Here is a 13,437-nt window from a genome sequence, read left to right as displayed (position 1 = left end):
GATTATGATCGTAATCACAAATCCAATTCCTGTAATTAATGAAATCGACACCATTCATTCTCTTTTTGAGAATGGACTGGAGTTGCTTCATATTCGGAAACCTGATTTTTCAGAAACAGAAATGAACGCTTTTTTATCCGAAATAAAATCAGATTTCCGTCAGCAAGTGGTTTTGCACAGTCATCACCAACTGGCTTTAGCATCTGGAATACATCGGATTCATTTTACAGAAAAAGCAAGAATTGAAACATCGGAGAAAAGTTTAAAAAACTGGAAAGAAAGTGGATTTAAACTCTCTACTTCGATTCATCAAATGATTGATTTTGAAGAACTACCTACTGTTTTTGCTTATGCTTTTTTTGGTCCTGTTTTCGAAAGTATTTCAAAACCAAAGTATGCTTCGGATATTGACTTTAAAAAAGCATTGCAACAAAGGAAGAATAACGAAACTTCATTAGTAGCACTTGGTGGAATTACAGCTGATAAAATTAAAACGGCATTAAAATATGGCTTTGATGATGTGGCACTTTTAGGTGCCATTTGGAACAGTAACCATCCAATAGAAAATTTTAAACAATGCAAGAAAAGAGACCTTTCGTAGTAACAATTGCAGGCTTTGATCCTTCTGGAGGCGCGGGAGTTTTAGCAGACATCAAGACATTCGAGCAACATCACGTTTATGGTTTTGCCGTCAATACCGGTAACACCATTCAAACCGAAAATCAGTTCTTCGAAATGCACTGGACTGACCAAGCTTTCGTTTTGAGATCATTGGACAAATTGTTTGAAAATTATGCTATCAAAGCCGTAAAAATTGGAATTGTTCCTTCACTGGATTATTTAAAAAAAATTGTTTTTGCTATAAAAAAACGTTCACCTACAACAAAGATTGTATGGGATACCGTTTTAAAATCTACAACCAAATTTCGTTTTATAACTATAGAAAATCAAGTTGTTTTGATCGAAATATTGAAAAAAATAGATTTGATAACACCCAATTACAATGAAATTTTACAGCTTTCCGCAGCAGAAAAAAAACCTGATTTAATTGCTCACGAGCTGTCAAAACAGTGCGCTGTATTACTAAAAGGTGGTCACAATCCTCTGGCAATTGGTGTTGACTGTTTGTATACCGGAAAGGAAATCTTCATGCTTACGCCAAATAACACTTCGGTTTTCGAGAAACACGGCTCTGGCTGTGTATTATCATCAGCGATTACAGCCAATTTAGCTTTGGGATTAGACCTGAAAACAGCTTGCATCAATGCCAAAAAATATATAGAAACCTATTTACAATCTAATCAAACCAAATTAGGATATCATCATGTATAATAAGCTACACTACATTTCGCAAGGAAATACTGTCGAAGAACAATTGCACAATATTCACAAAGCACTGGATAATGGTTGTGACTGGATACAAATGCGATTCAAAAATCAAAACGCGCTTGCCGTTTTCACTTTGGCGGAAGCCGTAAAAATAGTATGCAAAGAATACTTAGCCACTTTTATCATCAATGACAACGTGCATTTGGTAAAGCAATTGGATGCCGATGGCGTTCATTTGGGTTTAAGTGACATGAAAGTGGAAGAAGCAAGACTAATTTTAGGAAAAACAAAAATTATTGGAGGAACGGCAAATACTTTTGAAGATGTGCGCCAAAGGACAGCCGAAAACTGTGATTATATAGGTCTGGGTCCATTTCAATTTACGACAACCAAACAAAATTTAAGTCCCATTTTAGGATTGGAAGGGTATCGATTGATTATCCAACAAATGAAAATGAAAAACATCCAAATTCCCATTTATGCCATTGGAGGAATCACACTAGAAAACGTTGAAGACCTGATGGAAAACGGAATTCAGGGTATTGCCGTTTCTGGTTTGATCACCCAAAGCGAAAATCCATCACAACTTATTACTCAACTTAACGACAAATTATATGGTACCATTTAAAATAGGAGACAAGACCTTTCAATCCCGCTTGTTTTTAGGCACAGGAAAATTCGGTTCTAATCAACAGATGGAAGAAGCCATTTTAGCCTCTGGAACCGAGTTAGTAACCGTAGCGCTAAAACGTATCGATTTAGAAACCGAAACCGATACCATTTTATCCCATCTCAAACACCCGCTAATTAATTTGCTCCCCAATACTTCTGGCGCACGAAATGCCAAAGAAGCCGTTTTTTCGGCACAACTAGCACGAGAAGCGTTGGAGACCAATTGGCTTAAACTGGAAATTCATCCTGATCCAAAATATCTAATGCCAGATGCAATCGAAACCTTAAAAGCTACGGAAGCTTTAGCCAAATTAGGGTTTATCGTTTTGCCTTACATCCATGCGGATCCCGTTTTATGTAAACGACTGGAAGACGCAGGAACTTCGGCGGTGATGCCTTTAGGTTCTCCAATTGGTAGCAACAAAGGATTAAAAACGATCGATTTTTTAGAAATAATAATTGAACAGAGCAGAGTTCCCGTGATTATAGATGCCGGAATTGGCGCACCATCCGACGCAGCAAAAGCCATGGAACTTGGAGCTGATGCGGTTTTAGTAAACACAGCAATTGCCGTGGCAAGAAATCCTATATTGATGGCAGAGGCTTTCAGAGAAGCCGTTATTGCAGGTCGAAAAGCCTACGAAGCACAATTAGCCCAAAAAGTAAATCGTGCAATGGCTTCAAGTCCTTTGACCGCGTTTTTGTATGAGTAATATGTTTTTGGTCTATTTACAAGAAAACTGTTGAAAAAATGGCACGCAGATTTTACAGATTTACACAGATGGGAAATAAAAAAGAATGTGCAAAAATTCGCACAATTTATAGACTACAGAAATTTATAGTTGTATCAAAATAACTACATTTAGTTTTTAATTAGTACTAATTTTTAAATTCTTAAAAATGACCGAAAACGACATATCATTCAAAATAAGAGGAGCCATTTTCAAAGTGTACAATACACTCGGTCCAGGTTTATTTGAATCTGTTTATGAAAGCGCTTTGTATTATGAATTAACTAAAATAAATTTAAAAGTTGAAAGACAATTAGAAATCACTATTCCTTACGATGGCATCATATTAGATGTTGCTTTTAAAATTGATTTATTAGTAGAAGACAAAGTAATTATTGAATTGAAATCTGTCGAAGATTTAGCACCTATTCATTACAAACAAATTACAAACTATTTAAAACTTACTAATAAAAAATTAGGCCTACTTGTCAATTTTAATACAGTCACTATTTTAGATGACATTAAACGAATTGCAAATAAATTATAATTAAGGATTACAAATTAGCACGCAGATTTCACATATTTATACAGCTAAAATTAAAAAAAACGGTTAAAAAAATCTGCGAAAATTTGCAGAATCTGCGTGCCAAAAACCGCATATCCTTTTTGCGAAAAAAAATAAAACAATGAACACATTTAGATCGGTTTTTGACAACTACGATTGGGAAACAATCAAAACAAAAATATACCATACCACTTCGATAGAAGTCGAATCTGCGTTAGACAAAAAAAAACGCAGTCTCGATGATTTTCTGAGATTGATTTCACCAGCTGCCAAACCTTACTTAGAGCAAATGGCACAACTCACACAGGAATCAACCAAAAAAAGATTTGGCAAAACGATTCAAATGTATGCGCCTTTGTATTTAAGCAACGAATGCCAAAACATTTGTACGTATTGTGGGTTTAGTTTAGACAACAAAATCAAACGAAAAACACTGACCGAAAATGAAATTACGCAAGAAATTGAAGTCTTAAAAAAAGCAGGATTTGATCATGTTTTATTAGTTACAGGCGAAGCCAATCAGACCGTAAACATTCATTATTTTCTAAAAGCAATTGCTCAAATAAAAAACGATTTCTCAACCATTTCAGCCGAAGTGCAACCCTTGTCAACAGAAGAATACGAACAATTACATGACGCTGGTATTTATTCAATTTTAGTGTATCAGGAAACCTATCATCGAGATGTGTATAAACAGTATCATACCAAAGGAAAGAAATCCAATTTTGATTTTCGTTTAGAAACACCAGATCGTGTAGGAACTGCTGGTATTCATAAAATAGGATTGGGTGTTTTATTGGGATTAGAAGATTGGCGCACTGACAGTTTTTTTAATGCCTTGCATTTAGATTATTTACAAAAAACATATTGGCAAACTAAATATGCAGTTTCATTTCCCAGATTACGACCCGCAGAAGGAGTGATTGCTCCCAACTTTATCATGGATGATGCTGATTTGACCCAGCTCATTTGTGCCTACCGTTTGTGGAATGAAGATTTAGAAATCTCCCTGTCAACCCGAGAGAACGAGAAATTTCGGGACAATATTATTCCAATTGGAATTACCAGTATGAGTGCCGGTTCTAAAACTAATCCTGGTGGTTATGCAGTTGATCCACAATCTTTGGAACAATTTGAAATCAGTGACGAGCGATCTGCTGCCGAGATTGCAAAAATTATTTCCAGCAAAGGATACGAACCCGTTTGGAAAGATTGGGACAGAAATTTTAGTCAAAAGTCGAAAGTCTAAAAGTTTAGAAATTAACAAAAAAATTAGACAAGAGACAAGAGTCTAAAAATTTAGAAAGCAACATGGGGTCACACCTTAATATTTATTACTAATAGCAACTAACTTTAAAAAAGTTCTCGACTGCGCTCGAATTGACTTGTTTTTAACTTTTGACTTTAAAACTTTCCAACTTTATGACTTTTGACTTTATAACTGTCCAACTTTATGACTTCTCAACTTTAAGACTAAAAAAATGAGTATTATTCAAGATTTTTTACGCTATAACCGCCAGATGATGATGCCGGAAATAGGCGATTCCGGACAGGAAAAACTCAAAAAAGCGAAAGTTTTAGTGATCGGCGCAGGCGGATTGGGTTGTCCAATCTTACAATATATTGCAACCGCCGGAGTAGGAACAATTGGCATAATTGATTTTGACAAAATCGAATTGCACAACTTACACCGTCAAATTTTATATACGGAAAGACACGTTGGTCAATTAAAAGCAATCACGGCAAAATCAGTTTTAGAAATCCTGAATCCATTGATTCATGTTGTTGCTTTTGAAGAAAAATTAACCGTTAAAAATGCAGTACAAATCATCCAGGATTTTGATGTAATTGTTGACGGTTGTGATAACTTTGAAACCCGTTATCTGGTAAATGATACTTGCGTGACATTAGGAAAATCATTGATTTACGGCAGCATCTTAAAATTCGAGGGGCAAATGGCCGTTTTTAACCATAATGGAAATAAAAATCTTCGGGACTTATTCCCAGAACCTCCAAATCCTAAAGATGTTCCTAATTGTGATTTGAACGGAGTATTGGGTACGCTCCCTGGGATTATTGGCGCCATGATGGCGCACGAAACGTTGAAACTTGTTATGGATTTACCGACATTGGAAAATGAATTGGTTCTTTTTAATACGCTGGATTGGAGTTTTAAGAAGCTGGAATTTTAAGAGTTATTTGCTTTTTAATATTTTGATAAAATCTGTTCTGTCGATTTCCCTGCAACCTAAACTTTCAAGATGCGGATTATAAACCTGACAATCCAAAAGTTTGTAATCTTCTTTTTTTAATTGGTTGACCAAAGCTATAAAAGCCACTTTAGAAGCATTAGAAACTGTAGAAAACATACTTTCACCACAAAAAATACCTTCTAAATCAATTCCGTATAAACCTCCAACTAAAACGGCATCTTGCCAAACCTCAACTGATTTTGCTATTCCTAATTCGTGCATTTTACAATAGGCTTCAATCATGTCATTGGTAATCCAAGTTCCGTTTTGACCGTCACGTTCTATATTTTGACAGTTTGAAATTACGTCCCTAAAATTCTGATTGAAAGTGACCTTGAAAATATTCCGGTTCAGGATATTTCGCATGCTTTTAGATACAATCAATTCATCGAGAAATAGCACCATTCTGGGATTTGGAGACCACCACATAATAGGTTCTCCCGCTTCAAACCAAGGGAAAATGCCGCTTTGATACGCAAGTCGCAAGCGTTCCGGGGACAAATCACCTCCAATGGCCAAAATTCCATCGCAATTGGCTTGGTCAACAGAAGGGAAAAATAAGGTTGGGGATAAATAATACATTTTTCAATTTCAAAAATCAATACCAATTTCAAAAAATAAAAAAGTCAGAAATTCAAGTAAAACTCAAACTTCTGACTTCTAAATTCTAATTTTTTCATCCCTTAGAAAGGCAAATCGTCTGCTTCTTCTTCGTTTAGGTTTGTTGCTGGTGCAAATGCTTCAGCAGCCGGCATCGGAGGCATTTGAGCAGCAGTGGCTTCTGTGGCTACTCTTTCTACTCTCCATCCTTGAATTGCATTAAAATATTTAGTCACTCCTTGTGGGTCAACCCATTCGCGTCCTCTTAAATTGATCGAAACTTTAACCGCTTCACCTACTTTAAAACTGTTCAATAAATCGCATTTATCTTGTACAAATTCTACTAAAATATGTTGTGGATATTGCTCCTCGGTGGTTACGACCAATTCTCTTTTTAAGAAACTTCCGCTTCCCACATTTTTTGCATCCCCAAGCATTTTAATTTTTCCTGTAACTTCCATCTTCGTTGTTTTTAATGTTATTTATATTATTTTTTTGCCAAAAGTACTTTCCAAGCCGATAAGACATCATTCTCATTCAGGTATTTTTTTGCCTCCAAGTGTACTTTTTGCTGGTCATCAGCACTTAAAACTCCTTTTACAGCAAAATTCTGTTTTACAAATATACTAACTTCTTCCATTGTGGGCAAGGCTTCTATATTCCCTAACATCCCTAAATCATTTCCGTTAAAAACCGAACTTTCTTTAACAAAATTTGGAATGGCATCCACTCCAATTCCTAAAGTAGACAAGGGTTTTGGCACTTCAAAAAGCCCTTGGTTTGATCTGGAATACCAATTGCTGCCTAACCTGGAAACCAAGTCAATTTTATATTGATCAATCGCACCATTTTCGTCTAAAACAGACTCGTCAATATGAATGCGAACAACTTCACACAGTACTAAATTCCCCGCACCTCCTTCTGTTCCCAGCGGAATAATCTGAGTGACTTTGCATTCAAATTGAACCGGTGATTCTTTTACTCGAAAGGGTTTCACCACCTCTGAAGCAATCGGAGTCAAGCCTGATTTTAAAAACTCATCCACACCATGAGCATACTCTGTACTGGCCAGCGAAATCTGTTGTACCATGTCATAATTCACCACATTAATGACTACTTCCCGAGTTGCTTCAGCATTGATCAACGTGTGTTTTATCGAATTATCACGAACGCGCCTTGCTGGTGAAAAAATAAGGATTGGAGGATTGGCGCTGAACACATTAAAAAAACTAAAAGGCGATACATTAGCATTACCTTCCGCATCCATAGTACTGGCAAAAGCAATAGGTCTAGGTCCAACTGAACTTTGCAAATAGCCTTGTAATTTTGCCGTTTCGATACTTTTAGGATCAATCGTAATCATATTTTTTACTTTATAGCTGTACTCTACAAAAGTAAACAAATCGGATCAGTTTATGAAAGAGTATATCCAATTAGAATAAAATTACATCTGAATTTACTCTGAAAAAAATTCTTTCTTTAAAACTAAAATACCACAGCGTTTATTTCGTTATATTTATAATTCAAATTTTCATTTATGCAGTTTTCTGAAAGAAGAAATACAACCCGTTGGATTATAATTTCTGCCTCTTTTTTAATCATTTCACTGATTCTTTGGAACACATACACTTTTTTTCAAATCTTCAAAAACGAAGAACGATTAAAAATGAATCTTTGGGCACAAGCCCAAAAAACACTCATTAATGCCGATGAAAATACAGATGTTGATCTTCCGTTGCAAATTTTCAGTGACAACACTTCAATTCCTATTATACTGACAGAGAATGACAGCATCATAAACACCGTAAATATTGACGACGCTATTGTAAAAAATAATTCAAAGGCAGTCGCATTCTTGCAGAACTTAAAAAACGAAAACGTGCCCATAGTCATTGAGTATGTCCCTGGGAAATTTCAAAAATTATATTACGGCAACTCGGCTTTACTGAATAAATTGAAATATTATCCCGTTGCTTTAGTGCTGATCATAGTGCTTTTTGGCGGTTTAGTTTATAATTTTTATAGAAGCACCAAAATGGCAACACAAAACAAACTTTGGGCAGGAATGGCGAAGGAAACGGCTCATCAAATAGGCACACCACTTTCTTCATTAATTGGTTGGGTTGAACTCCTGAAATCTGAAAACATGGATGAAAGTACTACTTTCGAAATTGAAAAAGATATTGAGCGTTTGAAAACCATAACCGATCGTTTCTCGAAAATAGGATCGGAACCCAAATTAGAAAACAAAGATATTGTAGCCGAAACACAACAATCTTACGACTATTTGCAATCCCGATTCTCCAAACAAATTGAGTTTTCGTTCCAAGCGCCAAAAACTCCTATTATGGTATCTCTTAATCCTACGCTGCACAGTTGGGCCATCGAGAATTTAGTAAAAAACGCCATCGATGCAATGAAAGGAAAAGGAAAATTAGCTTTAGAAATTGAACAAGAAGGGGATTATGTAAAAATAAATGTTTCTGATACTGGCGGCGGAATTCACAAACAACAATTTAAAACCATTTTCGAACCTGGATTTACCACTAAAAAACGCGGATGGGGATTGGGACTTTCACTAACCAAAAGAATCGTGGAAGAATACCACAAAGGAACCATCAAAGTACTGAACTCCGAAATTGGAAAAGGAACCACTATGCAGGTGAGTTTTAAAAAAAACAACCTAGCGTAACGGAACTCCAAACTATGTAACTTTAGAAAACATTGTTTTTCTGACTATTTTGGACTTACTCAAATAATTTTTAACAAACAATGCGTGCTCTTCGGCTTGCGCCAAAGAGGCTCCAATTGATTTTTTAATCGATGTGACATTAGAAACGTTTTGATTACCAACGGAACCCACGATATACATATCGTTTTGACACTTTACCAGTTTCATTCTCGGAATTTCAATCATACGGCTAATTTCAGTATCTGAAAAAGAAGGCTTAAACTTATTGTTTCGATAGTGTATAAAATCATTCAACAATACAACCGCTTTTTGTCAATTTCAGCTGCTGTCCAAGCATGAGCCAAGTCACTTATTTTTCCGTTTTGTTTGGTATATCCTTCAATGATATAGGATTGGATTCCTATCTTTTGCACAAGCGCATTAAAAACCGTTGCATAATGAATGCAAACCCCTTTTTTAGTTTTTAATGTCTTCGTGATTTTCTCAGCTCCCGTTTCATGGGAATTTACGGCATACCTATTCGCAACATCATAGCTGATGTTAGATGCGGTCCAATAGAAATCAGCTCTTATTTTATCGGTTTCTGTTTTAAAATTAGCATTGATATAATTGGCAATAGCTTCAGTAGATGTAGTTGAATTAGCTGGAATAGCTGCCGTTTTAGCATCAACCAATAGATATCCGGGATTGACCTGTCCAACACTCATAAAGGAGAAAAAGAAGGTAAGCAACAAAAATATATTTTTCATAGTCTCGAATGTAAGTAATAACCATGGTATAATGTCGTATTTTAAAATCAGGATAAAATTATTTAACAATCTGATTTAAAGCTATTTTACTTAAAGTTAATTCTTTTGACTTTACGACTTTTAAACTTTCGACTTACTTAAGTTCTCTAAAATAGAAAAGGGAATCGGTTTTCACCTATTCCCTTTTAAACTAAAATCATACCAATTTGTTTTATTTGTGCAAATTTACAAATTGGTTTTAATACTTTCTGCCAACGCTTCAAATTCATTTTTGGACAGCGATACTTTATTTTGAAAACGCATTTCATCCATTTCATTCAATGGAATCAAGTGAACGTGCGCATGAGGAACTTCAAGTCCTACAACTGCCATTCCGATTCGTTTACACGGAACCGTTTTTTCAAGCGCAACTGCGATTTTTTTAGAAAACTGCATCAGTCCAATATATAAATTATCTTCCATCTCAAAAATCTTATCAATTTCTTGTTTCGGAATACAAAGTGTGTGTCCTTTTGCATTTGGATTTACATCCAAAAAAGCCAAGAAATTTTCATCTTCAGCAATCTTGTAGCACGGAATTTCTCCGTTTATAATTTTGGTAAATATACTTGACATTGTGAAATTGGTTAATTGTTGAATCGATTAATCGGTTAACCGAATAAACCTTTAATTAGTCGCGAGATATTTCTAAAATTTCGAATTTCAACACACCGTTTGGAACCGTGATCTCAGCAAATTCTCCAACTGATTTTCCTAACAAACCTTTTCCAATAGGTGAGGTTACCGAGATTTTACCTGTTTTTAAATCGGCTTCACTTTCGGCAACTAATGTATAAGTCATTTCCATTCCGTTCGTTTGGTTTTTGATTTTTACATTGGATAATACCAATACTTTAGAAACATCCAGATGGGTTTCATCAATCAATCTGGCGTTAGAATGTACTTCTTCCATTTTGGCAATACGCATTTCCAGCATCCCTTGTGCTTCTTTTGCGGCATCGTATTCTGCATTCTCAGAAAGATCACCTTTATCTCGTGCTTCAGCTATATCAGCCGATGCTTTTGGGCGCATTACGCTTTTTAAATAATCTAATTCTTCTCTTAATTTTTTTAAGCCTTCTGCTGTGTAATACGATACTGTACTCATAAATTCTTCATTTATATAAATAGAAAAAATCCCATCAGGACGGGATTTCTTTCCACAAAGATATTATTATTTTTTTTTCGTCGATAAATATATGTTAATCATATATAATTCAAAGTTAAATAAATTAAATTTGTTTCACTAATACTTCGACACTATTTTAAAATGAAAAAAATTCTGCTGCTCTTCGTTGTTATTCCTTTATTTTTTTCGTGTAGTGATTCTGGTTTTGACAACACCAATCCATTTGTGCCTAATTATACTTTCGCCGTAGACCTGAACCTGAATTTGCCGGAATACTCTAATCTTAAATTCGTTAGTAATGCGGTTTATGTATCCGGAATAGGCGCTCGAGGTGTTATTGTTTTCAATACAGGCAGTGGTTACAATGCTTTTGATGCCGCTTGTCCCAATCAAGCGATGAGTTCTTGTTCTACCATGACCATAAATGGGATAAATGCCGTTTGCGGATGCGACGGTAAAGAATACAGTTTATTTACCGGACAAGGAACTTTACAATATCCTATGAAGCAGTATCGCGTTCAAGTCAATGGAAATGTGCTTCGGGTTTATAATTAATTACAAATGCGAATCAAGGGTTAAAATATTAAGTTTATAAAGGCAGCTGCTATCTTGCCAAACAGCTGCCCTAATAATCTTTTTGTGGATCTAACTTTGCATGCTCTTTGAATATTGGTTTTTTCAATCAACCAATTAAAAAGGGATTCAATAGGTTGTCTAATTCTTGATACTGCTGTTGAATACAAGTCGTTTGAAACTTTATCTCTATTTCTAATTTCTTGAGATTCTCCTTTTACTGCTTTAACGGGTGTGAACATTACAGCGTTTTTTTCTTTTTCAAAATCAGATAAAAATTCTTTGTTTTGATAAATTTTATCTCCAAAAGAACATCTATCTTCTTAACCCTTGATTCGCATTTCTAATAAAACAATATCAAAGTCGGTTCGAATAGTCACTTTTCCTTTTGAAACTTTGGCTTCTTTTCCGGAATAGGCATCTCTTACTCTAGATCCATCTTCAAAAATAGGGGCTACAATAATTTCTTTTTTGCCAGTAGAGAGATCCAGACCAACCACTATTTTGTCTGTGAAAGTTCCTTTAGTGTATGTTCTTGAAAATGTGTAGGGCGTGTCCGAAATCATGGTGTGAATTCCAGCTCCCACAGCAGGATGGTTCTTTCTGAACTTTCCTAATTTTCTCCAGTGTGTCAGTATTTTTTTAGTTTCAGGATTGGATTTTATGTCTTTCCAGTTCATAAAGGAGCGTAAGGTAGCATCGCCGTTTGTACCTTCAATTACTAAGGGACGTGCACTCTCATCACCATAATATACTTGAGAAAGTCCCGGACTCAACAATAATTTTGTACCGGCTTCGATGCTTTTGGTGCGTTTTGCATCAAATGGAGCGCCGTCATCATGTGAGGATAAATAGTTTAAAACACTGTATCCTTTTAAATCGGTGTTGAGCTTGTCCGAGTATTTTGAGAATATGAATTCATAGTCTTTTTGGGCGTCCCATTTGAACTCAAAATTGATCATATTGTTGAAACCATTTTTAAAATAGTTTATTTTTTTATCTCCAAAATCAAAATCTTGTCCGCCGCTGATACCATAATTATAGACTTCGGCAATGGTGTAAAAGGAGTTGTTATCCAGTACTTTTGTAGGGTTTTTTTTCTTCCAAGTCTCAAATGAATAGTCACATTGCGTTTTGAAATCTGCCCAGACGGTTTCGTCTGTATGTTTTACGGTATCTCCTCTGTAGCCGTCTATCCCATAATCAGCAACGTAGTCTGTCAGCCATTTTATGATGTAATATTTTGGAGTTTTAGGATAGCCTGTCCGAGAAAAAAAAGCATCTAACTCATTCATTTCCTGTTCGTATCGACCTTCTTTTTTCCATTTTTCGACAAGAAAAGGAGGTAAGTCTACATTCTGGGTGCTTTCAGTTCTGATGTCTGGAAGATTGGCCACCAAAGTGCAGGTTGTTGTATTTTGATAATTTTTATAATCACAAACCGGATTGGTACGAACCCAGTAATTTGGCCAAACAGTATCTATTTCAGTCACAGGACCGGTGTGATTAATGACGCCGTCAAGAATGATTCTGATTCCTCGTGCATGCGCTTTTTTTACTAATTCAGCTAACTCTTTTTTAGTTCCAAAATTGGGATCTAATGCCGTCCAATCTTTGGCCCAATAGCCATGATAGCCATAACTCAATCCAGTGCCCTCATCTACAGCGTCATGAATTTGTTCCACTACAGGAGTAAACCAAATGGCATTTATCCCTAGTTTGTCAAAATAACCTTCTTCAATTTTTTTAGTAATTCCTTTGATATCTCCTCCTTCAAAACCACGAAGTTTTCCTGTAGTTTTAGTTCTGTTTAAAGTAATGTCATTGGAACGATCACCATTATTAAAGCGATCTGTCATAAGGAAATAGACATTAGCACCTTCCCAGACAAAAGGGGTTTTTTTTGTCTTTTTTATTGGAGTGTTGTTTTCCGTAACAGGTTTGGTACCGGAACAACTCACGCAAAAAGCGAGCACGGATAGAATTAATAGTAAAGATTTTTTTTTCATTTTTTTTTAAATTGAATAATTATTTTTTTGCTGGAGCTTCTTTTTCAAGGAGCAGCAGTCAGTATCTGGTATTTTTTTCAGTAGTTCTCCGGATTCT

18 protein-coding genes are annotated in these 13,437 nt (G+C 35.6%); 9 read left to right on the top strand and 9 right to left on the bottom strand.

The features are described from left to right. The first annotated feature begins 4 nt into the window (after positions 1-4). From EKL98_RS00275 to EKL98_RS00245, 7 genes are all read left to right on the top strand, one after another. Positions 5-601 carry a thiamine phosphate synthase gene (locus EKL98_RS00275; RefSeq protein ID WP_126561256.1) on the top strand — a complete coding sequence of 199 codons (597 nt, stop codon included), beginning with the start codon at positions 5-7 and terminating at the stop codon, positions 599-601. Then, positions 577-1,332, top strand: coding sequence for a hydroxymethylpyrimidine/phosphomethylpyrimidine kinase (locus tag EKL98_RS00270; protein WP_126561255.1), 756 nt, complete (start codon positions 577-579; stop codon positions 1,330-1,332). The genes EKL98_RS00275 and EKL98_RS00270 overlap by 25 nt, the downstream gene beginning before the upstream one ends. Next, on the top strand, positions 1,325-1,957 hold the full coding sequence (locus EKL98_RS00265) for a thiamine phosphate synthase (RefSeq protein WP_126561254.1): 633 nt from the start codon (positions 1,325-1,327) through the stop codon (positions 1,955-1,957). Before EKL98_RS00270 ends, EKL98_RS00265 begins: the two co-directional genes overlap by 8 nt. After that, positions 1,944-2,714 (top strand): thiazole synthase, encoded by a 771-nt coding sequence (locus EKL98_RS00260; RefSeq protein WP_126561253.1) that lies wholly within the window; start codon positions 1,944-1,946, stop codon positions 2,712-2,714. The genes EKL98_RS00265 and EKL98_RS00260 overlap by 14 nt, the downstream gene beginning before the upstream one ends. A gap of 187 nt (positions 2,715-2,901) precedes the next feature. Continuing rightward, on the top strand, positions 2,902-3,279 hold the full coding sequence (locus EKL98_RS00255) for a GxxExxY protein (RefSeq protein ID WP_126561252.1): 378 nt from the start codon (positions 2,902-2,904) through the stop codon (positions 3,277-3,279). 139 nt (positions 3,280-3,418) lie between these two features. Continuing rightward, complete coding sequence (gene thiH / locus EKL98_RS00250; protein ID WP_126561251.1) at positions 3,419-4,546, top strand: 2-iminoacetate synthase ThiH; 1,128 nt, start codon at positions 3,419-3,421, stop codon at positions 4,544-4,546. A 232-nt stretch (positions 4,547-4,778) separates the two neighbouring features. Further along, positions 4,779-5,489, top strand: coding sequence for a HesA/MoeB/ThiF family protein (locus EKL98_RS00245; RefSeq protein ID WP_126561250.1), 711 nt, complete (start codon positions 4,779-4,781; stop codon positions 5,487-5,489). Positions 5,490-5,492: 3 nt separating this feature from the next. Here EKL98_RS00245 and aat read toward each other — a convergent pair whose 3' ends face one another. The 3 genes from aat to EKL98_RS00230 form a co-directional block, all read right to left on the bottom strand. Further along, positions 5,493-6,131, bottom strand: a complete 639-nt coding sequence (aat, locus tag EKL98_RS00240) for a leucyl/phenylalanyl-tRNA--protein transferase (protein ID WP_126561249.1) — start codon at positions 6,129-6,131, stop codon at positions 5,493-5,495. A gap of 101 nt (positions 6,132-6,232) precedes the next feature. Beyond that, positions 6,233-6,610, bottom strand: a complete 378-nt coding sequence (locus EKL98_RS00235; RefSeq protein WP_091203008.1) for a DUF3127 domain-containing protein — start codon at positions 6,608-6,610, stop codon at positions 6,233-6,235. A 26-nt stretch (positions 6,611-6,636) separates the two neighbouring features. Then, positions 6,637-7,512, bottom strand: coding sequence for a flavin reductase family protein (locus EKL98_RS00230; protein ID WP_126458313.1), 876 nt, complete (start codon positions 7,510-7,512; stop codon positions 6,637-6,639). 174 nt (positions 7,513-7,686) lie between these two features. Here EKL98_RS00230 and EKL98_RS00225 point away from each other — a divergent pair, with 174 nt between their 5' ends. Continuing rightward, complete coding sequence (locus EKL98_RS00225) at positions 7,687-8,841, top strand: sensor histidine kinase (protein ID WP_126561248.1); 1,155 nt, start codon at positions 7,687-7,689, stop codon at positions 8,839-8,841. Between the two features lie 12 nt (positions 8,842-8,853). Here the strand turns inward: EKL98_RS00225 and EKL98_RS00220 are convergent, their stop codons facing one another. The 4 genes from EKL98_RS00220 to greA all read right to left on the bottom strand — a co-directional run bounded on the left by EKL98_RS00220 (position 8,854) and on the right by greA (position 10,737). Further along, the gene (locus tag EKL98_RS00220; protein ID WP_126458319.1) at positions 8,854-9,066 is read right to left on the bottom strand and encodes a hypothetical protein; all 213 of its coding nucleotides are present in this window, start codon (positions 9,064-9,066) and stop codon (positions 8,854-8,856) included. A 65-nt stretch (positions 9,067-9,131) separates the two neighbouring features. Then, positions 9,132-9,590, bottom strand: a complete 459-nt coding sequence (locus EKL98_RS00215; protein ID WP_126561247.1) for a transglutaminase-like domain-containing protein — start codon at positions 9,588-9,590, stop codon at positions 9,132-9,134. Positions 9,591-9,815: 225 nt separating this feature from the next. Next, positions 9,816-10,205, bottom strand: coding sequence for an HIT family protein (locus EKL98_RS00210; protein WP_126458325.1), 390 nt, complete (start codon positions 10,203-10,205; stop codon positions 9,816-9,818). A gap of 55 nt (positions 10,206-10,260) precedes the next feature. After that, the gene (gene greA / locus EKL98_RS00205) at positions 10,261-10,737 is read right to left on the bottom strand and encodes a transcription elongation factor GreA (RefSeq protein ID WP_126561246.1); all 477 of its coding nucleotides are present in this window, start codon (positions 10,735-10,737) and stop codon (positions 10,261-10,263) included. A 162-nt stretch (positions 10,738-10,899) separates the two neighbouring features. On the opposite strand from greA, the gene EKL98_RS00200 reads away from it, so the two are divergent. Beyond that, positions 10,900-11,313 (top strand): Rieske (2Fe-2S) protein, encoded by a 414-nt coding sequence (locus EKL98_RS00200; protein WP_126458331.1) that lies wholly within the window; start codon positions 10,900-10,902, stop codon positions 11,311-11,313. A gap of 20 nt (positions 11,314-11,333) precedes the next feature. Here the strand turns inward: EKL98_RS00200 and EKL98_RS00195 are convergent, their stop codons facing one another. Beyond that, the gene (locus tag EKL98_RS00195; protein ID WP_126561245.1) at positions 11,334-11,573 is read right to left on the bottom strand and encodes a transposase; all 240 of its coding nucleotides are present in this window, start codon (positions 11,571-11,573) and stop codon (positions 11,334-11,336) included. 81 nt (positions 11,574-11,654) lie between these two features. Then, the gene (locus tag EKL98_RS00190; protein ID WP_126458338.1) at positions 11,655-13,340 is read right to left on the bottom strand and encodes an alpha-amylase family glycosyl hydrolase; all 1,686 of its coding nucleotides are present in this window, start codon (positions 13,338-13,340) and stop codon (positions 11,655-11,657) included. Positions 13,341-13,437: the final 97 nt, after the last annotated feature.

The sequence above is a fragment of the Flavobacterium bomense genome (assembly GCF_003970355.1).
This window is presented reverse-complemented; position numbering and strand designations above follow the sequence as displayed.